This window comes from Paraburkholderia sp. 31.1, from assembly GCF_014397645.1.
GTDB classification, from domain to species: Bacteria; Pseudomonadota; Gammaproteobacteria; order Burkholderiales; family Burkholderiaceae; genus Paraburkholderia; species Paraburkholderia tuberum.
Window position 1 is genome coordinate 1 of record NZ_VZQN01000071.1, and the last position, 21,251, is coordinate 21,251.

The following is a 21,251-nucleotide window of genomic DNA, read 5'->3' on the forward strand; positions in this document are numbered from 1 at the left end:
TGGAAGCACTTCAAATACCACTGGCGACGCTTCGTCACCTGGACCCGGGAAACCATCGACGCTGAACTTGCTGAGCTGCTCGGCGGATACAGCACCAGATTTCAAGTCAATTTCTCGTGAACACTTATGCGGATATTTAATTGCGCGCCTTACAACGGTTTATTTCCGAATCGGGGATTATGTGAATTAATCGCGTAAGTGCAGGTCCTCAAAAGGAAATTATTTTTACGATGAATGGCGGGAGCCTCGCGGCGAGCAGAAGGGCAAAGCGGACGAGGCCGTTTGCGCTGATTCCCACGGTTTTGCGCAATGCAGTCTTTCGAAGAAAGCCTTAAATCGAGGGGGGATGCCACTTATAATTTTGATAGACCCCTTCGACCAAAGGGTGTCTTTTTCATTTTTACACGCGGCTTTCGGGCCGCGTTTTTTTATCTGAAATTTAAAGCGGATTTATAAATCGTCGCGTAGGTGAATATAACTTTTTGCGCGTTGAGCGGCGGCAGCCGTTCCGAACGCGCCTTGTCCGTTCGTCAGAGCGAGCAGGGCCAGGCGGGCTGGGCAGGTAGAATCGCGGGTTCGAAATCTGTTTGTGCGCCTCGCGAAGTGAGTGAACCTGTGATGACCGACACGCCCTTTCCCTCGACCGACACGAATGCCGAGTTCCTCGGACCGGACGACAGCGTGCATGAAGAACGTCTGTGGCGCGACAACGGCTGGACCGCGCGCATCATCAAGAACGAAGACGACGAAGGCTGGGCCGTCGAAATGATCAAGGACGGCGAGGCGGAGCCTGCGCTCGTCGGACCGTGGACGATGGGCCGCAACAAGAAGGATCCGAAGCCGCTCGACGTATCGGCGTTCAACACGCTCGTGAAAACCGCGGCGGAAGTGCTGCGTCGTCACGAGCAGCAGCTGCGCGCGCAACTGCACAAGACAGTGCGCGTGCCGAACGCGGACGGCAACGGCGAACTCGACATCACGCTCGACATCGTCCCCGACGAAGACGAGCCGTACGCACTGTTGAGCGCGCTCGATATTTTCGGCGAGCAGATCGCGCAAGTGCAGGTTGCGCCGACGTTCAAGCTCAGCAAGGCGAGCGCCGCGGCGTGGGTGGCAAACGAGTTTCGTCGGCCGGGGTAAGTGGCGGTTGTAGGCGCAGTTGCGTCGTGATCGGATCCGCTGGTCGCTGACACTGCCGGCGATCATGGCGCAGTTGGCAGAGCGGCGCTGCTATTTCACTGGCCACTCGAACTGGCTCGTGGTCGAAGATATCGACGATCGTGGCGAAACGGTCGAATACGACGTCTCGCCAAACCCTAGCTGCGCTTGCAGAAAATCGCGGTGATGAGCGGCGCGACGTGATGCACGATCGCCGTGCTGCCGGCGTTTTCAAGCGCGCTTTTAACATTGTCGTCGCTGCCGAACACGACCGCGCCATACGCGGACTGGGCGACCGGTTCGCCGTCGCCGACCCGGAACATCGGGTCGTCCTTTTCGAAGCCCACCACCGCGAATACGCGGAAACCGAACGCGGTCAGATGCACATCGGGCATCGGCGAGAACGCGTTGATCGAGTTGCTTTCGACGTGACTTGGCTTCGGTTTGATCAGCTGCTGCTGCATCAGATCGGCAATGAACTGGTGGCCGCTCTCATTGCATGTCAGCGGCGCGTCGAGCTCCACGGCGAACGAGGAAAGGGGCAGCGCGGCGGCGGCGGCAAAGAGCAGAGGGACAAGGAGACGGTTCATGAGCGTAGGCGGGCGTCAACAGTCGATGTCGTGGATTAGCAACCACTGCGCCATCCCCCGGAGGGCACGAGCGGTGCTGCACATCGAACAGATTCCGCGTGACTGGCACAACGGATTCGCACTTTACAGCGATTCGGTGAATTCCGCTTTGTGACGGACACACGAACGGCATCTGCAAATTGCAGAGCAACGTATGGCATAACAGCAAGCTTTCGGAATCCCGTATATATTTCCGCCTTATGACTTCGCAACCCCGACCTCCAATCAACGTTCCGCCGCCACGTACGTGGGACGCCCGGCTCGCCCGCCGGCTCGTGACACCGCTAGTCGACACCTGGGTCACCCCGAACCATTTGACCACGCTGCGCCTGCTGATCGGCGTCGCAGGCGCGCTGTGCCTTGCGCACGGGGGATTCGCGTGGGCCAATGCGGGCGCACTGCTGATCGTCCTGTCGAATTTCGTCGATCACACGGACGGCGAACTCGCGCGAGTGGGCGGCAAGTCGAGCCGCATCGGTCATTTTTACGACCTCGCCTGTGATGCGCTCGTGACCGTGATGCTGTTCGTCGGCATGGGTATCGGTGTCGGCGGCGCGCATATCGACGCTTTGAAGCTCGCGCCCGGCGTGCTCGGCGCGGTGGCTGGTGTCGCGGTCGCCCTGATCTTCTTTTTGCGCATGCGGATCGAGGAAATGGTCGGCAAGGCCGGCACGAAGCAGGCGTCGATGGGGGGCTTCGAAACCGAGGACGTGCTGTACCTGCTGCCCATCGTCACGCTGACGAATGTCGTCGCGCCGTTCGTGGTGGTCGCGTCGATCGGCGCGCCGCTGTTCGCCGTATGGGTGGTGATCGACTACTGGCGCGTCGCGCGCCGTAGCGCTCGCCCAACGGCCAAGGCCGCCAGCGCGTCTGAATCCCGTCAACAGTGGGCCAGCAAATGAATCTGCACGCCGAAGACGACGTGATCGCGCCCGTGTCGTCAGGCACGCCCGTGGCGGCGCTCACGCCCGCGCCCGAGGCCGACCGCGCGGTCGCGAGCCGGACCCGCACGTTCGACAACGCGCGTCTGCGTAAAGACTTCGCCGCGCAGGACGCGTTTCTGTATCTGGACGAGTTCCTCGCGCCGGAAGTGACCGCGCAGCTGGTACACAGCGCGCGCTCGCTGCTCGACGAAGTGAACCGCAACTATCTGCCGGGTCACAAGCAGGGCGGCAGTGTCAGCCGCCATACGATCGACCGTCTCGCGCCGTTCATCGCCGAGCTGTATCGCTCGAAGGAGTTGATCGGCTGGCTCGAGCAGCTTAGCGGCGACCAGTTGCAGGTGTCGCCCGCCGACGATCCGCACGCATACGCGCTCTACTACTACACGCGCCCCGGCGACCATATCGGCTGGCACTACGATACTTCGTATTACGAGGGACGCCGCTACACGCTGCTGCTCGGCGTGATCGACGAATCGTCGTGCCGGCTCGACTACGAACTGCATACGCGCAATCCGGAGGTGCCGGACCAGCCGGGCTCGGTGCAGATTCCGCCGGGCGGCCTCGTGTTTTTCGATGGCGACAAACTGCGTCATCGCATCACGGCGGCCGGGCCGAACGAGATGCGTGTGTCGCTGACGTTCGAATACGTCACCGATCCCAACATGCGGTCGTGGCGCCGCTTCCTTTCCAACATGAAGGACGCGATCGCGTACTTCGGTTTCCGCCAGGTGTTCCGTCAGATGGCCTCGCGCGGCAAGGACGCCGCGTGAGTCGGGCGGCCTTGCTTCTGCTGTCGATCGGCTCGGCGCTGTTCGTCGGCCTGCTCGCCTGGCAGGGCTTCGGCTCGGTGGCGTCGACCTTGCTCGCAGCCGGCTGGGGCCTCGCGGTCGTCGCCGCGTTCCACGTGGTGCCGCTCGTGCTCGATGCAGCTGCGATCGCCGTGCTGTTCAAGCGCGACCACCCCTCGCGTGACGGTGCGCATGAAGGTCCGGCAAGCGGTGCAACCAGCCGCCCGACGAGCGCTGCGCGAGCCGAACCCTCGCTGCGCGATGCGCTGTCCGCGCGATGGATCGGCGAGTCGGTGAATAGCCTGCTGCCCGCTGGGCAGATCGGCGGCCCGGTGGTGATGGTGCGTCAACTGTCGCAGCGCGGCATGCTGCTGCGCGACGCGGCCGCCGCGATCACCGTCAGCACGACCTGGCAGGCGCTCGCGCAAATCGTGTTCGCGCTCGGTGGCCTCGCGATGTTCGGCGCATACGCCGCGCACGGCACGCTGCACGACCTGCGCACCGCAACGCTGATCGCGACCGGCGTGCTCGGCGCGCTGATCGCCGCGTTCTACTTCGCGCAGCGGCGCGGTCTGTTCGGCCGGCTGCTGGGCGTGGTGTCGAAGGTGTTCGGCAAGCGCGACTGGTCGTCGCTGATGACGCGCGCGGAAGCCGTCGATGCCGCCGTGCAGTCGCTGTACCGCGAGCGCGGCCGCGTGGCGGCGAGCTTTGCGCTGAGCCTCGTGGGATGGGTCGTCGGCACGGCCGAGGTATGGCTCGCGCTGCGTTTTCTCGGTCATCCGGTCGGCTGGATCGACGCGCTGCTGCTGGAAAGCATCGGCCAGGCGATTCGCGGCGCGGCCTTCATGATCCCGGGCTCGCTCGGCGTGCAGGAGGGCGGCTATCTGCTGCTCGCGCCGCTGGTGGGTTTGCCGCCCGACGCGGCACTGGCGTTGTCGCTCGCCAAGCGTGCGCGTGAACTCCTGCTGGGCCTGCCGGGCCTGCTTGTATTGCACTTCAGCGAACGAAGCTGGCAACGCCGGCGCGCTCCACGGCGTGTGCCGGTTGCCGATTGACCCCCGTACTTTTTTCAAAGGACCGCGCATGCGCGCAATCATTCTCGCAGCGGGCCTCGGCCTGCGTCTCCAGCAGCCGCCGCAAGCCCAGTTTCCGAAATGCCTGTTGCAGTTCGACGGCATGAGCCTGCTCGAACGGCATCTGCAGATGCTCAAAACCGCTGGCGTGACCGACGTCGTGCTGGCGCTCGGTTTCCAGCCGGAATCCGTGCAGGCGGAACTCGCGCGCATCGACTGGCCGCACAAGGTCGAGACCGTGCTCAATCCGCGCTTCGATCTTGGCAGCGTGCTGACCGTGCATACCGTTGCCGACGCGTTGACGCGCGGCGGCGACGTGCTGCTGATGGACGCCGACGTGCTGTACGACGAGCGCATCCTGAGCGCGCTGGTGGCGGGCGAGTCGGTGAACCGTCTGCTGATCGACCGCGATTTCGAAGCGGGCGACGAGCCCGTCAAGCTGTGCCTGAAGGACGGCGTGCCGGTCGAGTTGCGCAAGCAGCTCGCGGTCAATCTGGAGTACGACACGATCGGCGAGTCGGTCGGTTTCTTCCGCTTCCGCGAGGAAACCGCGCGACGCTTCACGCAGATCGTCGCGGGCTATATCGACAGCGGCCGCGCGAACATGCCGCACGAAGAGGCGGTGCGCGACCTGCTGCTCGAGCGCAGCCAGCTGTTCGACACGGCCGACGTGAGCGGCGCGCCGTGGATCGAAATCGACTTTCCGAACGACGTCGCGCGCGCCGCCAACGAGATCCTGCCGCAGTTGCAGCCGCTCGTCAGCGCATCGCGCTGAGGCGTCCGTGCCGCGCGCGAAGATGCACGGCAGCGCGCGATGGCACCCCGGCAAAATCCCCTCGCGCGACAACATTTGTTGTCGCCGCGATGCCATAATCGACGCTTTCCATTGATGGCTGGCCGCCCGTCGCCATGACAATGCTGCTCGCTTTAGGCGCTTTCATCGTTCCGCTCATCGTCGCGTGCGCGATGTTCATGGAAAACGTGGACGGCACGGTCATCGTGACGTCGCTGCCGGTTCTGGCACGCGACCTCGGTCATGATCCGATCACGCTGAAGCTTGCGGTCACCGCGTATGTGATCGGCCTTGGCGTCTTTATCCCGATCTGCGGCTGGGTCGCCGACCGCTTCGGTTCGCGCACCGTGTTCCGCACCGCGATCGGCATCTTCATGGCGGGCTCGCTGCTGTGCGCGGCCTCCACTTCGCTCGATACCTTCGTGCTCGCGCGCTTCGTGCAGGGCATCGGCGGCGCGCTGATGGTGCCGGTGGGCCGCATCATCATCTTCCGGTCGCTGCCGAAGTCGGAGTTCATTCGCGCGATGAACTATCTGACGGTGCCGGCGTTGCTCGGTCCGGTGGTCGGGCCACCACTCGGCGGCTTTATCACCACCTATCTGCACTGGCGTCTGATCTTCGTGATCAACGTGCCGATCGGCCTGCTCGGCATCTGGCTCACCAACAAGTACATCGCCAATACGCGCGAGCCGCATCCGGGCCGGCTCGACTGGCTCGGCTTCGTGCTGTCGGCTAGCGGGGCTTCGCTGTTCATGCTCGGGCTCTCGCTGGTCGGCGGCGAACTGGTGTCGACGGGACAATCGGTCGGCATGTGCGTGACCGGCATCGTGTTGCTGCTGCTTTATGTGCTGTACGCGAGCCGCGTCGCGCTGCCGGTGCTCGATCTGCGTTTGCTGCGCATTCCAAGTTTTCATGCGAGCGTGATCGGCGGTTCGCTGTTTCGGATCGGTCTTGGCGCCGTGCCGTTCCTGTTGCCGCTCGCGTTGCAGGAAGGGCTCGGCATGACCGCGTTCAGAGCCGGCGCGATCACGTGCGCGTCCGCGTTCGGTTCGATCTTCATGAAGACGGTGGCGTCGCGCATTCTCGAACGCTTCGGCTTTCGTACCGTGCTGATGGTCAACGCCGCGTGCGCGGGTCTCGCGATCGCCGTGTACGGGTTGTTCTTTCCCGGCACGCCGCATTGGGTGATCTGGTGCATCGTGCTGGTGGGCGGCTTCTTTCCTTCTCTTCAATTCACGTCGCTCAATACGCTGGCCTATGCCGATATTCCGGGCAGCGACGTCGGCCGCGCGACGGGTGTCGCGAGCGTCATCCAGCAGATGTCGCTCGGCCTCGGCGTGACGATCTCGGGCATCGTGCTGCAGATTTCGCATCGTGTGCAAGGGCATCCGAACATCGTGTTCTCCGATTTCTGGCCGGCGTTTCTCGTCGTCGGTCTGTTCTCGTGCCTGTCGATTCCGATTACGCGGCGGCTGCCGCGAGACGCGGGCGATGAGATCTCGCGCGGCCGTCGCGGGCGCGCGTAAGCCATCATGCGGATGTCGTCGTCGATGAGGAGGTCATGAAGTTGTTTCGCAACGTCAAAGCTTCAACCAGTGCTTCGATCAGCGGTCTTGCCCTGATCGCAATCCTCTGCGTTTCAACCGGGTTTCTCGAGGCGGCGCCTGCTGTCGCGAAAGCGCCCGCGAAGACGCAACCGGCCGTGCTTGCCGGTTCGGCGATTGCGGTGCCGGACTCATACGGCGCCGATGCCGCCGAGCAGATCTTCAACGAAGGCGGCAATGCGGTCGATGCGGCCGCCGCGATCGCCTTCACCCTCGCGGTCACGTTCCCGGATGCGGGCAACATCGGCGGGGGCGGGTTCATGACGCTGTACGTCGACAACAAGCCGTATTTCCTCGACTATCGCGAGCGCGCGCCGCTCGCCGCGACGAAGAACATGTATCTCGACGACAAGGGCGAGATCATCAAAGGCATGAGCCTGGTCGGCTATCGCGCGGTGGGCGTGCCGGGCACCGTCGACGGCATGTGGCAAGCGCAGCGCCGTTTCGGCAAGCTGAAATGGCAGCAGGTGCTCGCGCCGGCTATTCACTATGCGCGCGACGGCTTCGTGGTCGCCCCGCAACTGCAGAAGCTGCGCGACGATGCGGCGAAGAACTTCGCGGGCAAGACCAATTTCGACACCTACTTCGGCAATCTGAAGCAGGGCGTCACCTTCAGGCAGCCTGACCTTGCCGCGGTCCTGCAGCGTATTTCCGATCAGGGCGCGAAAGATTTCTACACGGGCAAGACTGCGGATCTGATCGCCGCTTCGATGCGCGGCCACGGCCTGATTACGAAGGCCGATCTCGCGCAGTACAAGGCGGTTTGGCGCGAGCCGGTGCAGGCGAACTGGAACGGCTACCGCGTGATCACCGCGCCGCCGCCGAGTTCGGGCGGCGTCGGGCTCGTGCAACTGCTGAAGATGAAGGCCGATATCGCGCCCGAGTTCAAAAAAGTGCCGCTCAATTCCGTGCAATACGTGCATCTGACCGCGGAGCTCGAGAAGCGCGTGTTCGCGGACCGCGCGCAGTATCTCGGCGACCCGGATTTCTACAAGGTGCCGGTCGCGCAACTGATCGACGACCCGTATCTGGCCAAGCGCGCGGCCGAGGTTGATCCGAATATGCCGTCGGACACGAAGAGCATTCAGCCGGGGCTCGGGACCTCGATGCCGGAGAAGGCGGAGACCACGCATTTTTCGGTGGTCGACAAATGGGGCAACGCGGTGTCGAACACATACACGCTGAACGGCGCGTTCGGCTCGGGCGTCGTGGTGGATCGGGCAGGCATCGCGCTGAACGACGAGATGGACGACTTCTCCGCGAAGCCGGGCGCCGCCAACATGTTCGATGTGGTCGGCAGCGACGTGAATGCGATCGAGCCGAAGAAGCGCCCGTTGTCGTCGATGGCGCCGACGATTCTGACGAAGGACGGCAAGGTCGCGCTCGTGATCGGCACGCCGGGCGGATCGCGGATCTTCACGACGATCTTCCAGGTGATCAACGACATCTACGACTTCGACATGCCGTTGCCGGATGCGCTCGCCGCGATGCGTTTCCATCACCAGCTATTGCCGCCGAATACGATCTATTCGGAGCCGTACAAGCCGATCGAGGGCGAACTCGCCCAGCAGCTCGAGGCGAAGGGCTACAAGCTGGAAGGGCAGGAATTCACCGGCGATGTTCAGGTGATCAGGATCGATGGGGACGAGCCGGAGGCGGCGGCCGATCCGCGCGGGCGAGGGGTGACGCGGGTGGTTCGGTAGGGAGGAGAGTCGGTTGCAGCCATTCTCTTCGACGATCAGCCTAGTCCTGATCGACTTCGGGCCATAGTCTCGGGAATAGAAATCGAAGACTTTTCAATGGGAGTCCGAACGAGAGATTGCCGCGATGCGAAGGCGAGTCGAGCAGTCCAATATCAAGTAGAGAGCGCGTAATCCGGCGAGCCAGAACATCAGTAACGCCAAGTATCTGATTGAATTCGGCGCGGCTGACTGCACGCCGCGTCGCCACAAACTCCATCGCCAGTGCCGAGGCCTCCGGTTTGATCACCGATTTTTCGGAGCCGATCATCCACGGATTCGAATCGAGGTAGCGCAATAGATCGAGCAGGCGATCTGCAATGCCATCGAACTCGGTCATGCGAACCATAAAGCTTACCTGGTCCAGGCAGCAATCGAGAAAGAACCGCGCGAAACGCACCAAGCCTTCCTGGGATAGATTGCCTCGGCCATCGAGGTCATTGCGGCGCGTCTGGTCGGCTTCGCTCAATCTTGCGTAGTACAGCTCATGTTCGCGTGCGAGACCGCGAAGCGGAGACCATAGGCCATGCGTCAAGTCGGCCGATCGTAAAGCGAGATGTGAATGCAGACGTGCCACCCGGCCATTGCCGTCTGCGAACGGGTGAGTCCATGCCAACCGATGATGCGAGCAGGCGATGCCGATCAACTGATGGTCCTTGATCCGTAGGCGCGCATATCGCTTGGCCCATGCATCGAGCAATGGCGCGATCATTTCAGGTTCTGGCGCGAGATGCCGGCCCACGGTGACGTCCGATCTGCGAAGTTCGCCCGGCACGATTGGTTCGCCCTCGCTGGTAAATCTCTCAGCGACCGGCAAATAGGAAAAAAATCGCTCATGAATGGCCGTAAGTCGTGCGGGCTCGAACAGGGCGGGCGTCGCAAGCAAATCCCACTCTTCTTCGAGCGAGGATTCCGTTGCAATATGCGCCATCGCAAGGCGCTGCTTTTTGCGCTCGGCGACGTCAGCTGAATAGTCGCGCTTGAGAGCGGCCTCGATCCTGGCGGGCGTGGTGTGCTGGCCTTCGATCTTATTTGTGTAGTACGAATTCATCGCACGCAATTGCGGGACGAGCGCCGCGGCAAATGGCGTCCCGCTTACGGCAAGGAGCTTTTGCGATGAGTCGACGAGTTCGGTCGTGCGCTCGATCAGCGGATCCAATACACGGTCCTCAGGAAACAAGGGTTCGAACGATACGACGGTCGTCATGGCGGATTGTAGGGTTTAATGTAGAGTTAGATGTTGTTGATTATATCGTTCAATAAATTGATTTATAAGGATTTTAGTTATTTCTTGTAGAGTCTAATGTAGGGTTTGCGGTAGGGTGGCGCCTGACTGTCCACCCCGCAGTCCCCCGGCAATCCCCCCATCACCCTGCCTGCTCCACCGGCGTCACCGTCAACTCCACCCGCTGCGCGCCGCGCAACACCGCCACGTTGACCGGCTTGTCGATACGCGAAGCATCGAGCGTGCGTTGCAGTGCATCCACATCCTGCACCGGCTGCGCGTCGATCGCGACGATCGTGTCGTCGGTGCGCAAGCCGCCGAGCGCGGCCGGACTGCCTTTGACGATCTCCATCACGCGCACGCCGCTTTGCGTGCCGAGCCCGAAGTAGCGCTGCACGCGGCGCGACAGCGGCGTCGTCGTGCCGGCCACGCCGATATACGCGCGTCGCACGCGACCGTGCGCGAAGATCTGCATGATGACCCACTTCGCGGTATCGATCGCCGTCGCAAAACAGATGGCCTGTGCGCCAGGAATGATCGCGGTATTCACGCCGATCACCTGACCCGCCGAATTGATCAGCGGTCCGCCCGAGTTGCCCGGATTCAATGCCGCGTCGGTCTGGATCACGTCGTAGATCATGCGGCCGGAGTTCGAGCGCAGCGACCGGCCGAGCGCCGAAACGACGCCGGTCGTCACGGTCTGTTGCAGCCCGAGCGGGTTGCCGACCGCAATGGCGATCTGCCCGACGCGCAGCTTCGATGATTCGCCGAGTTCGACATGCGGCAGCGGTTCCGGCGAACCGATGCGCAGCACCGCGAGATCGCTGCCGGGATCGTCGCCGACCAGATCGGCGTCGAACTTCGCGCCGTCGGCCAGCGTCACCTGGATATGCGTCGCGCCATGCACGACGTGGCTATTGGTCAGCAGGTAGCCGTCGGGCGTGAACAGGAAGCCCGAGCCGGTGCCGCCCCGCACGCCGCGCCCATGCGCGGACGCGTCGCCGGGCAGCCGGCGTTCGACGGCGATAAACGCGACCGCCTGCTGCACGCGCTCCAGTGCACCGATCACGGTGCGGGAGTAGGCGTCGAGCAGCGCGTCGTCGTCGTGGGTCAAAAGCTCGGTGGATTGGGGCCCGGGGGCGTCGGATGCGGCGCTCGACAGGTCATCGATGAAGCGTGGGCGGCTTCCCATAACGATGCTCCGGATAGACGGGCTCCGAGATGCGGGGCGCCGCGCGAGTTTTCAAGTGCATCCCGGGGGCGTCGGCGGCGTCCCGGCCGCGCCGCCAGACCGGTGGCCACTGCTGCCCGTGAGACACTTTCCCGGGCGGGCCGTCGCTCGCCGCTCGCTCGCGCCACGGAGACCCTGCTCATGTCCGCATCTAACGCTTCAGCGCCGCAATCCCCGCAGCCGGGTCCACGCATCGAGTCGCTCTGTGCGATCACGCTCGCCACCAGCGACATGCAGCGCGCCGTCGCGTTCTACGAAGCGCTCGGCTTCCCGATCAAGTTCGGCGGTCCGCGCGAGGCCTTCACGTCGTTCGCGTTCGGCAGTTCGTATTTGAACCTGATCGCCGATGCGCGCGCGCCGGTCAACTGGTGGGGGCGCGTGATCATCTACGTGTCGGACGTCGACGCGTTCCATGCCAGGGCGGTGGCGGCAGGCTTGCAGCCGACGTTCGCGCCGTCGGATGCGCCGTGGGGCGAGCGCTATTTTCATATCACCGATCCGGACGGCCACGAACTGAGCTTCGCGCGGCCGCTGCCCTAGCGGCGGAAGTCGGGGCAAACTCGCTATCATGGGGTTATCACGCATGTGCAGCGGCCGCCCACGCGGTAACACGGCTGACACCTCGCGCTTCGATAATCGAACGCGACCGCGTCGCGCTAGCCGCCGCGCGCCATCCCATTCCTGTTGCGAGGAGAGCCGCAATGAAAGAGCCGGACCCGAGACCCGATATCGAACTGATGGCGGAGCGGCAACGCCGTTTCGAGGAAGACCTCATCGATGCCTACGACGAAGAACTCGAAATGGAGGTCGACGACCGCATCATCGACGGCCCGGCCGGCTTGACGCCCGAGCATCGCGAGGCGCGCAAGCAGTACTTCCGCGAACTGTTCCGGCTGCAGGGAGAACTGGTCAAGCTGCAGGACTGGATCGTCGCGACCGGGCACCGGCTCGTCGTGATCTTCGAGGGGCGCGACGCGGCCGGCAAGGGCGGCGCGATCAAGCGCATCACACAGCGCCTCAATCCGCGCGTGTGCCGCGTGGCCGCGTTGCCCGCGCCGAACAATCGCGAGCGCACGCAATGGTATTTCCAGCGCTATGTATCGCACCTGCCGGCGGGCGGCGAGATGGTGCTATTCGATCGCAGCTGGTACAACCGCGCGGGTGTCGAGCGCGTGATGAACTTCTGCACCGACGAGGAATACGAAGAGTTTTTCCGCTCGGTGCCGGAGTTCGAAAAGATGCTGGCGCGCAGCGGCGTGCAGATCCTCAAGTACTGGTTTTCGATCACCGACGAAGAGCAGGAAATCCGCTTCCAGAACCGCATTCACGATCCGCTCAAGCAGTGGAAGCTGAGTCCGATGGATCTCGAAAGCCGGCGCCGCTGGGAAGCCTATACGCTGGCGAAGGAGGTGATGCTGCAGCGCTCGCATATCCCCGAGGCGCCGTGGTGGGTCGTGCAGGCCGTCGACAAGAAACGCGCGCGCCTGAACTGCATTCAGCATCTGCTGAGCCAGGTGCCGTATCACGAGATCGAGCATCCGCAGATCGACTTGCCGTCGCGTGTCTATCACGAAGACTATAGCCGTCAGCCGGTGCCTCAGTCGATGATCGTGCCTGAGCTGTATTAACAGCGGATCGTATGAAATAGCTGGCCAACGAAAAAGCGCGGTACGTATATCAGCGTACCGCGCTTTTCTTCTTGCTTCGCCCCGCCAGATCGGCGAACTCAGAACACCGAACGGAACGCCCAGAACAGCCCGCCCGCGAGCGCGATCGACGCGGGCAACGTCAGCACCCATGCGAGGATCAGACTGCGCACCGTGGCCCATTGCAGACCCGAGCCGTTGGCCGCCATCGTGCCGGCCACGCCGGAAGAGAGCACATGGGTCGTCGACACCGGCAGACCGTAGACGTCGGCGGCACCGATCGTGACCATCGCGACGAGTTCAGCCGACGCGCCCTGGCCGTACGTCAGATGCTGTTTGCCGATCTTCTCGCCCACCGTAACGACGATGCGCTTCCAGCCGACCATCGTGCCGAGACCCAGCGCGATCGCGACCGCCACCTTGACCCACGGCGGAATGAACTTGGTCGCGTGGTCGATCTGCGTTCTGAAGTTGGCGATGACCTTCGCGTCTTCGGGCGAGAACTGCGGCTGATTGGCCTTCTGCATCAGACGGATCGCCTCGGAGGTGACATACATGTTGTTGCGCACGTTATCGACGATGCCTTGCGGCACCGCGGCCATCGAGCCCGACTCGGCGACCTGGCGACCGATCTGCTCGGTCAGTTGCTGCAGCGCCGGCAGCGTGGCGGGCGTCAGCTGACGGGTGCGCACGAAGGCCTCGACGTCGGCGCGCGGATCCGCGGAAGGCGCCGCGCCCTGCGTGTAGCGCGACAGCGTCGCCGCGGTTTGATGCGCGACCGCGACGAAGTTCTGCGTTTGCGCCGGCGTGACCGCCTTGTTCAGCGCGTAGGCGGTGGGCACGGTACCGATCAGGATCAGCATGATCAGCCCCATGCCTTTCTGGCCGTCGTTCGAGCCATGCGCGAACGACACGCCCGTGCAGGTCAGAATCAGCAGGCAGCGAATCCAGAACGGCGGCGGCTCCTTGCCCTTCGGCTCGGCATACAGCGCGGGCACGCGCACGACGGCCTTCAGGATCAGCAGCAGCAGGCCCGCAAGCAGAAAGCCCACGATCGGCGAAAACAGCAGCGACTTGCCGACGCCGAGCGCCTGATTCCAGTCCACGCCACTGGTGCCGTTCGCACCATGCAGCATCTGATTCATCAGACCTACGCCGATGATCGAGCCGATCAGCGTGTGCGAACTCGAAGACGGCAGGCCCAAAGACCACGTGCCCAGATTCCAGATGATCGCGGCGATCAGCAGCGCGAATACCATCGCGAAGCCGGCGCTGCTGCCAACCTGCAGAATCAACTCGACGGGCAGCAGTTGCAGCACGCCGAAGGCGACCGCTCCGCTCGATGTCAGCACGCCCAGAAAATTCCACGCGCCGGACCAGACGACCGCCATATTCGGCGTCAGTGAGTTGGTATAGATGACGGTGGCGACCGCGTTGGCCGTATCGTGAAAGCCATTGACGAACTCGAAGCCGAGCGCGATCAGCAGCGCGACACCGAGCAGCAGATATGGCAGTACCGAGCTTTCGCGTACGGGCTGCAGATCGTCTATCAGATGAACGCCGCAGTACACGACGCCCGCGATGAGCAGGGCAACGAAAATAACCAGGCCCGCGTTACGGCCTTTGCCGCTGGCGGCGCCTGGTTGCGGATACGAAAGTTCCGGCATGACGTGAGCCCCAAAAAGTGGTCGCAGAGTTCTTGATGCTGCTTTCGCTGTGTGTCGCAACGATGACAACTACGTGACGGCATTGGGGGTGCGGGAAAAGCAGGCGCGGCGCGGCCTATGCTACGCCGCTCACGCCGGTAAATACTACGCAGGCTGGCGGACGGGAATAGTAAGATGTCCGAACCGGACTAAGCAAGTGATGAATAGCACGAGCGGCGAGCGGGCTTCGGTTGCGCTTACGATGCGCTGACTACTTCGCCGCTTGCGCTGCCACCGAGGGTGCGTTTATAAGCTTGCGCGACGATTTCCGCCGGTACCCCTTGCGACGGATCGCGGCCCATCGATTCGAGCGTTTCGGCGACCCACCCCGGGCTGACCACATTGACGCGGGCCTTGCCTCGCAACTCGAGCGCGGCCGAGCGCGCGAACGCTTCGACACCCGCATTGACGATGCTGACCGCGGCGCTGCCTTCCATCGGCTGTTGCGCAAGCACGCCGCTCGTCAGTGTGAACGAGCCGCCTTGCGACACATGGTCCACGCCGCAGCGCACCAGATTGACCTGCCCCATCAGTTTATTGGCAAGACTAAAAGAAAAGTCTGCGTCGCCAAGCGCCGCGAGCGGCGCGAATTTCGCAGAGCCGGCCGCGCAGATGATCGCGTCGAAGCTGCCGGCTTGCGCATACATCGCTTCGATGCTGCGTTTGTCCGACAGGTCGACGTGCAGTTCGGAGCCTTTGCGGCTCGCGCCGACCACGTCATGTTCCGTGGCGAGCAGCCTCACGATGTGCGAACCGAGCAGGCCGGTCGCACCGACAACGAGTATTCGCATACATCCTCCTAAGGTCTGTTTGCGGCATTTGCCGCACTGCACACTGCATCGTCGCCGGAGCACTCGCCGAACCGTGCAACGCGCGATCCTATCGGTCGAGGATAGACGCTGCCGGCGCGACGCGCCAACGCGTGAGGGAAGAGCCGGCTGACACGCGCCGCGATCCTCCTGAGCATCATTTTTGCTACGCTGGAAGTAAGGTCATGTTTCCGGGGAGCGTCGATGAAGCAAGACAGCGAGACAGTCAACGAGCCGGTAGAGGACGAACCGGCACAGCGTGCCTTCACTTCCTATGCCGCGCCGCTCGTCGATGAGGCGATCCGGCTCGCCAAAGGGGTGCACGGCGACGCGTCACCCGAAGCGCTGCACAAACTGCGCGTTTCACTGCGGCGTTTGCGTTCGTTATGGTGGGCTTTCGCACCGCTGCTCGACAAGGGCGAAAATTCGCGGCAACGCGCGGTCTACAAGTTTCTCGCCACCGCGGCGGGTAAAACGCGCGATTGGGACATCCTGATCGCGTTGCTCAGGCAGCAAGACAGCGGCGCGCAAGCATTGATGCCGAAGCTCGAGCAGGCGCGCCGCGACACACTGGCGACCAGCCGCGAGACGTTGTTGAACGCCGACGTCAAACACCTGCTGCGCGATGCGTTGGCCACCACTTCCGCACAACTGCACGCCACGCACGATTCGGCTATTGCGCTGCGCAAATTTGCCGCTCGACGCATAGGGGCGTCGGAGCGCTCATTGAAAAAGCGCATCAAACGCGCGCGCCATGCGAAACGCTCGAATTACGCAGCCTTTCACGATGTCAGAAAAGCGGGCAAGAAACTGCGCTATCTGTTCGAGTTTTTCGGGCCGGTGCTTAAAACCAGCCATAAGCGCACGCTCAAGCGCCTGAAAAAAATCCAGAAGCGCTTCGGCATGCTCAACGATACCGTCGCGAGCGAAACGCTGTTGCGCGACAATGCCGCATCGTTTGCCGACGCGGACCACATCGAAGCCGCGTTGGGTTGGCTCGACAGGAAACGCAAACGCCGCTTGCGCGCGGCGTCGGAGCTACTGGGCTGAGAGAGAGCGTTCGGTCCTCGCTAGCGCGGAGGATCCGCAGCCCAAAATGCACGGTGCACCGCGCTGCGGTCCGAAAGACTAGTCCGCGAAGGAGGCGAGGAGCGTGGCACCGCATGGGCTTTCGCTGCGTCATCGGCTGCGCCTGACGTTGCGCGCCGTTCGAGCCGGGATGACCCGCTATGTGGGCAACCGCCCGTGGGTGGCCGGCGTCGCCGGCACGCTCGTCGCGTTGGCGATGTCGATCCTGACGGCGGTGGAGGTCGGCGAAGGCCGCCGCGAAATGCTCGATCATGCGCGCCAGACGTCGCAAAACCTCGTGTCGATCATTTCCGCCGATCTCGCGCGCAACGTCGAAATTTATAGTCTGTCGCTGCAATCGATGGTGGATGCCGCGGGCGATCCGCTCACCTGGACGCTGCCGGTTCCGGTGCGCCAGGCGATGCTGTTCGATCGCGCGACCACCGCCGCGTTTCTCGGCGGCGCGTATATAGTCGGCGCCGACGGTGAAGTGGCCGCCGCGCAGTACGCCGACGCCAACACCACCGTCCATCTCGACGATCGCGAATACTTTCAGGTGCATCAGCGCAATCCGGCGGCGGGCCTGTATTTCTCGCATCCGTTCATGTCGCGGCTGCGTGGCGGCAAGCTGTCGATCGCGCTGACGCGGCGCATCGACGATGCGCAAGGCCGCTTCGCCGGCATCGCGCTGCTCGCGATCCGCATCGAGTATTTCCAGCACCTGCTGGACCGGATCGACACCGGCGAGCAGGGCTCGGTTTTCATCGTGATGGCGGATGGCACGCTGCTCGCGCGCAAGCCGATCGACGCGCGCGCTATCGGCACGAGCGTCGCCAAGTCGCCGACCTTCGCACCGATGACGGTGCACGACTCCGGCAGCTACGTATCGGTCTCGCGGGTCGACGGTGTGCGTCGCATCTTCACCTACACGCACGTACCGGGCACCCCGCTGATCGTGGCCGTCGCGCCCGCTGTCGATGACGTGCTCGCGCCGTGGCAGCGTCGCAGCCACGTGGCCGCCGCGCTGACCATCTCGTTCGGCTCGGTGTTCGTGGTCGTGTCGTGGCTGCTCGCGTTCGCGCTGCGCGACAAACAGCGCGCGCAGGCCGCGCTGCTGCGTCTTGCCGCGACCGATCCGCTGACCGGGCTCAGCAATCGCCGCGTGCTCGACAAGCGGCTCGACGACGAATGGAAGCGGGCGCGACGCGAGAACAAGCCGCTGTCGGTGCTGTTCATCGATATCGATCACTTCAAGCGTTTCAACGATACCTACGGCCATGAGAGCGGCGACGAGGTATTGGTCGCGGTGGCTGATTGCATCGCGTCCGTGGCGCGGCGCTCGGCCGATCTGGTCGCGCGCTACGGCGGCGAAGAGTTCGCGGTGGTGCTGCCGGATACGACCGCGCAGGGCGCGTTCGCGGTCGCGGAGCAGATTCGTCGCAAGGTGGAAAACCAGGTCATCGTGCGCGGACACGATGCACCGGAGGCGGTGACGGTGAGCGTCGGCTGCGCAACGGCGCTGCCGAGCGCCACGGATGTCGCGAACGGACTCGAACTGATGGCCGCCGCTGATGGACAGTTGTATGTGGCGAAGAACGAAGGGCGCAATCGCACCCGGTCGGCGCAGTGGGACGAGTATTCGGCGACGCAGGGGGTCTCGCGCACGGGGGCGGCGCCTTAACGCCAGGTGTTCGTTCGCGTGAGCGTGAGCGCCTTCCCGGCCCAGATTGTCGCGACGCAGCGCAATTCAGGCGCGCTCCGCACTGCGCGGCGCGAAGCCGCGCAACGTCACCGCCGCTGGTGTTTCGTCCCGCAACGCCGAGCGCGGCCGATCGGCGGCCGAACCATCCGCGTAAGCCAGCAAGCCCACCGGGAAGCCACGCCGCTGCCATGCATCGAGCCCGCCGCGCAGTGCGCGAATCCGCGTGTAGCCATTGCTGCGCATATGTTGCGAGACTTCGAGCGCGGTCGCGCTGTCCGGGCAGATGCAATAGATGACCATGTCGTGCGTGCGCAGCGCGCCGTCGATCTGTTCAGGCGAATGCGGATCGAGCGCGCGCGCGTCGGGAATCTGGCGTCGCAGATCGAGCAGCGGAGCGCCGGGCCGCGCATCGAGCACGCGGGACGGCGCCATGCGGCGCAGGCGGCCGGAGCGCCGCCAGCGCGACGGCATGCTCGACGCGGCGGCACTCGCCGATGAAGCCTGCGTCGGCGCGGCCTGCATCGGCGCAGCTTGGGCCGACGTGGCTCGCGTGAACCGGCGCCGTTCGTAATATCGCAGATACAGCCGGTAGAGCAGATAGACGAGCGCCACCGCGAGAAGAATGTCGGCGATTGTGCCGCCGCGCTGCTCGACGAACGCGCGCAGCATATGCACCTCGCGTTCCACGGCCGCGCCGCCGAGCAGCCAGAACGTCGCCCACGCGATCACGCTCGCCAGATCCCATAGTGCGTAGATGCGGATGTCGACGGCGGTCGTACCCATCAGCGGTGGCGTAATCAGGCCGAGGCCGGGCACGAACTTCGAAATCGACACGAGCGGCACGCCATAGCGTTCGAATAGCGCGCGCGCGGTTTCCAGCCTCGTATCGACGGCGGGCGACAAGCGGCCGAGCCACGCGAGCAGTTTGCGTCCATACAGACGGCCCGCCGCGAACCAGGTGCCGTCGCCGATCAATGCGCCCAGCACCGCCGCGCCGAGGGTCGGCCAGAACGCCAGGGTGCCCGCAGCGATCGCCGAGCCCGCGAACAGCAGCATCGGCACGGCCGGAATCGGTACGCCGAGGCGCGTCAGCAGGACGTTGACGAACACGATAGCGCTGCCCCAGGTTGAAACCGCCGACAACGGAAACTCGACCAATTGAGGCGCTCCTGTTGCTGCTGTTGGCCTGGCATGCGTGGACGGCCGGTATCGACCATCGGCCTCAATCGTCAATACGCAACTAACTGTCAACCCCGCGTGCCCACCGCAAGGTGGCCGGCGCGCTTGAAGAGAGTGCGCGCGGGCGCGCACGCTGGATTCGCAGGGGCGGGGGCTGCATCGTCAACGAACCACGAGCAGCCCCCGGGTCCACCTCATCAGGCATTCGGCATCGCCACCACGCCCGGATTCCCGACGATCGCCAGAAACTCCCGCCGTGTCGACGGATCGGTGCGGAACGTGCCGAGCATGCGCGACGTGACCATCGTGACGCCCGCCTTGTGCACGCCACGCGTCGACATGCACTGATGCGCGGCTTCGAGAATCACGCCCACGCCGGCCGGCTGCAGCACCTCGTTCAGCGTATCGGCGATCTGCACTGTCATCTTTTCCTGGATCTGCAGCCGTTTCGCGAACGCATCGACGAGGCGCGCGAGCTTCGAAATGCCGACCACGCGATGGTTCGGCAGATACGCCACGTGCGCGCGTCCGATGATCGGCACCATATGGTGCTCGCAATAGCTTTCGAAGCGGATGTCCTTCAGCACGATCATTTCGTCGTAGCCGTCCACTTCGGAGAAGGTACGCGCGAGGATGTCGCGCGGATCGACCTTGTAGCCGACGAAAAACTCGTCGTAAGCGCGCGTCACGCGTGCCGGCGTGTCGATCAGGCCTTCGCGCTGCGGATCGTCGCCGGCCCAGCGCAGCAGCACGCGCACGGCTGCCTCAGCTTCTTCGCGGCTCGGGCGTTCGGCGGCCGCTACGGGTTTGGTCTTCTTTGCCTTGCTGCTGGTCATGCGTCGTCCTCCTGGATCGCGCGTCGACGCTGCGCGGCGCGCGGGGTCAGTAACTGAGGTTATTGTTCCATGTTTTGCGCCGAAGGTGCCGATGCCCCTTTCGCGGCCGGGGCAGTCGCGGGCGTGCTGCGCACGGCTACTTCGGCCATTCGTCCATCGCATCGTTGAACAGCTCGGCGACCACGCCGCGCAGCCAGCTGCCGCGCGGATCGTTATGAAACTTGCGATGCCAGTGCTGCCGCAGGTCGAAGCGCGGCAGCGGCAGCGGCGGCTCGACGAGCATGATCGACGCATGCTCCGACACGTACGCGAAGCCGATCGCGTGCGGCACGGTCGCGAGCAGATCGGTGCGCGCGAGGATGAAAGGCAGGCTCATGAAGTGCGGCGTTTCGAGCACCGCGCGTCGCTTGATGCGCTTCTTTTCGAGGTACTGCTCGAGCACTTCCTGGCTGCGTCCCTCGGCGCGCACGACCGCATGCCCGGACGCCACGTATTGCTCGAGCGTGAGCGGCCCCTTCGACAGCGGATGTCCGCTGCGCATCAGGCAGATGAAGCGATGCGTGAAGAGCCGCTGCTGAAAGAAGTTGTTGCCCGCCAGGTCCGGAAAATAGCCGACGGCGAGGTCTACATCGCCCGATTCGAGCCCGCGTTCCACTTGCGACGGCGACAGCGTGACCGAGCGCAGTTTCGCGGACGGCGCGCGCTCGGCAAACAGCTGCAAAAGACGCGGCAGAAACACGATTTCGCCGACGTCGGACAGCGCGATCGAAAACGTGTGCGTGCTCGTCGCCGGATCGAAATCCTGCACGTCGAGCATGCCTTTCTCGATGCGCAGCAACGCGTCGCGTGCGGCGGGCAGGATCGCGAGCGCGCGCGGTGTCGGCTCCATGCCTTTCGATGTGCGCACGAACAGCGGATCGTCGAAGTATTCGCGCAGGCGCCCAAGCGCGGTGCTCACGCGCGGCTGGCTCACACCGAGCTGCTCGGCGGCGCGGCTCACGTTGCGCGTGTCTTCCATCGCGACCAGATAGGGGATCAGGTTCAGATCCAGATGTGTCTCGGACATATGTGTCTCGGACATGCTTGTTATGGCTAGCGGGGCTAGCGGGGCTAGCGGGGCG

Annotated in this window: 20 protein-coding genes; 11 read left to right on the plus strand and 9 right to left on the minus strand. The window is 64.0% G+C overall.

Annotated features, from left to right (window positions below):
• Positions 1-618: 618 nt before the first annotated feature.
• A complete protein-coding gene (locus F6X37_RS33245; protein ID WP_187614217.1) occupies positions 619-1,140 on the plus strand; it encodes a hypothetical protein in 522 nt (173 codons plus the stop codon).
• A 176-nt stretch (positions 1,141-1,316) separates the two neighbouring features.
• Here the strand turns inward: F6X37_RS33245 and F6X37_RS33250 are convergent, their stop codons facing one another.
• Entirely contained in the window at positions 1,317-1,748 is a 432-nt protein-coding gene (locus F6X37_RS33250; protein WP_184063297.1) for a hypothetical protein, read from the minus strand.
• Between the two features lie 239 nt (positions 1,749-1,987).
• On the opposite strand from F6X37_RS33250, the gene F6X37_RS33255 reads away from it, so the two are divergent.
• From F6X37_RS33255 to F6X37_RS33270, 4 genes are read left to right on the plus strand one after another with little or no spacing between them, the layout of a single operon-like run.
• On the plus strand, positions 1,988-2,689 hold the full coding sequence (locus F6X37_RS33255; protein ID WP_187614218.1) for a CDP-alcohol phosphatidyltransferase family protein: 702 nt from the start codon (positions 1,988-1,990) through the stop codon (positions 2,687-2,689).
• On the plus strand, positions 2,686-3,501 hold the full coding sequence (locus F6X37_RS33260; RefSeq protein WP_187614219.1) for a 2OG-Fe(II) oxygenase: 816 nt from the start codon (positions 2,686-2,688) through the stop codon (positions 3,499-3,501). Before F6X37_RS33255 ends, F6X37_RS33260 begins: the two co-directional genes overlap by 4 nt.
• Positions 3,498-4,574, plus strand: a complete 1,077-nt coding sequence (locus F6X37_RS33265; RefSeq protein ID WP_187614220.1) for a lysylphosphatidylglycerol synthase domain-containing protein — start codon at positions 3,498-3,500, stop codon at positions 4,572-4,574. The genes F6X37_RS33260 and F6X37_RS33265 overlap by 4 nt, the downstream gene beginning before the upstream one ends.
• Positions 4,575-4,602: 28 nt before the next feature.
• Entirely contained in the window at positions 4,603-5,367 is a 765-nt protein-coding gene (locus F6X37_RS33270) for an NTP transferase domain-containing protein (RefSeq protein ID WP_187614221.1), read from the plus strand.
• Here F6X37_RS33270 and F6X37_RS33275 read toward each other — a convergent pair.
• Positions 5,351-5,566 (minus strand): hypothetical protein, encoded by a 216-nt coding sequence (locus F6X37_RS33275; protein ID WP_187614232.1) that lies wholly within the window; start codon positions 5,564-5,566, stop codon positions 5,351-5,353. The genes F6X37_RS33270 and F6X37_RS33275 overlap by 17 nt on opposite strands.
• Here F6X37_RS33275 and F6X37_RS33280 point away from each other — a divergent pair.
• Together F6X37_RS33280 and ggt are read left to right on the plus strand one after the other, a co-directional pair.
• Complete coding sequence (locus F6X37_RS33280; protein ID WP_187614231.1) at positions 5,508-6,911, plus strand: MFS transporter; 1,404 nt, start codon at positions 5,508-5,510, stop codon at positions 6,909-6,911. The genes F6X37_RS33275 and F6X37_RS33280 overlap by 59 nt on opposite strands.
• Positions 6,912-6,946: 35 nt before the next feature.
• Entirely contained in the window at positions 6,947-8,692 is a 1,746-nt protein-coding gene (gene ggt, locus F6X37_RS33285) for a gamma-glutamyltransferase (protein ID WP_187614222.1), read from the plus strand.
• Between the two features lie 40 nt (positions 8,693-8,732).
• Here ggt and F6X37_RS33290 read toward each other — a convergent pair whose 3' ends face one another.
• Positions 8,733-9,935 carry a Fic family protein gene (locus F6X37_RS33290; protein WP_187614223.1) on the minus strand — a complete coding sequence of 401 codons (1,203 nt, stop codon included), beginning with the start codon at positions 9,933-9,935 and terminating at the stop codon, positions 8,733-8,735.
• A gap of 160 nt (positions 9,936-10,095) precedes the next feature.
• Entirely contained in the window at positions 10,096-11,145 is a 1,050-nt protein-coding gene (locus F6X37_RS33295) for a S1C family serine protease (protein WP_187614224.1), read from the minus strand.
• A 180-nt stretch (positions 11,146-11,325) separates the two neighbouring features.
• On the opposite strand from F6X37_RS33295, the gene F6X37_RS33300 reads away from it, so the two are divergent.
• Both F6X37_RS33300 and ppk2 read left to right on the plus strand, forming a co-directional pair.
• Entirely contained in the window at positions 11,326-11,724 is a 399-nt protein-coding gene (locus F6X37_RS33300; protein WP_090807279.1) for a VOC family protein, read from the plus strand.
• A gap of 161 nt (positions 11,725-11,885) precedes the next feature.
• Positions 11,886-12,812, plus strand: coding sequence for a polyphosphate kinase 2 (gene ppk2 / locus F6X37_RS33305; RefSeq protein ID WP_184063337.1), 927 nt, complete (start codon positions 11,886-11,888; stop codon positions 12,810-12,812).
• 98 nt (positions 12,813-12,910) lie between these two features.
• On the opposite strand, the gene F6X37_RS33310 is transcribed toward ppk2, so the two are convergent.
• On the minus strand, positions 12,911-14,497 hold the full coding sequence (locus tag F6X37_RS33310; protein WP_187614225.1) for an inorganic phosphate transporter: 1,587 nt from the start codon (positions 14,495-14,497) through the stop codon (positions 12,911-12,913).
• A 236-nt stretch (positions 14,498-14,733) separates the two neighbouring features.
• The gene (locus F6X37_RS33315; RefSeq protein WP_187614226.1) at positions 14,734-15,327 is read right to left on the minus strand and encodes a short chain dehydrogenase; all 594 of its coding nucleotides are present in this window, start codon (positions 15,325-15,327) and stop codon (positions 14,734-14,736) included.
• Between the two features lie 222 nt (positions 15,328-15,549).
• Between F6X37_RS33315 and F6X37_RS33320 the strand changes: the two genes are divergently transcribed.
• Entirely contained in the window at positions 15,550-16,395 is an 846-nt protein-coding gene (locus F6X37_RS33320; RefSeq protein ID WP_187614227.1) for a CHAD domain-containing protein, read from the plus strand.
• Positions 16,396-16,498: 103 nt separating this feature from the next.
• A complete protein-coding gene (locus tag F6X37_RS33325; protein WP_187614228.1) occupies positions 16,499-18,094 on the plus strand; it encodes a sensor domain-containing diguanylate cyclase in 1,596 nt (531 codons plus the stop codon).
• Positions 18,095-18,160: 66 nt separating this feature from the next.
• Here the strand turns inward: F6X37_RS33325 and F6X37_RS33330 are convergent, their stop codons facing one another.
• From F6X37_RS33330 to F6X37_RS33340, 3 genes are all read right to left on the minus strand, one after another.
• On the minus strand, positions 18,161-19,273 hold the full coding sequence (locus F6X37_RS33330; protein WP_187614229.1) for a VTT domain-containing protein: 1,113 nt from the start codon (positions 19,271-19,273) through the stop codon (positions 18,161-18,163).
• A gap of 218 nt (positions 19,274-19,491) precedes the next feature.
• A complete protein-coding gene (gene folE / locus F6X37_RS33335; RefSeq protein WP_187614230.1) occupies positions 19,492-20,130 on the minus strand; it encodes a GTP cyclohydrolase I FolE in 639 nt (212 codons plus the stop codon).
• Positions 20,131-20,266: 136 nt separating this feature from the next.
• Positions 20,267-21,196 (minus strand): LysR family transcriptional regulator, encoded by a 930-nt coding sequence (locus tag F6X37_RS33340; protein ID WP_090807267.1) that lies wholly within the window; start codon positions 21,194-21,196, stop codon positions 20,267-20,269.
• Positions 21,197-21,251 lie beyond the last annotated feature (55 nt).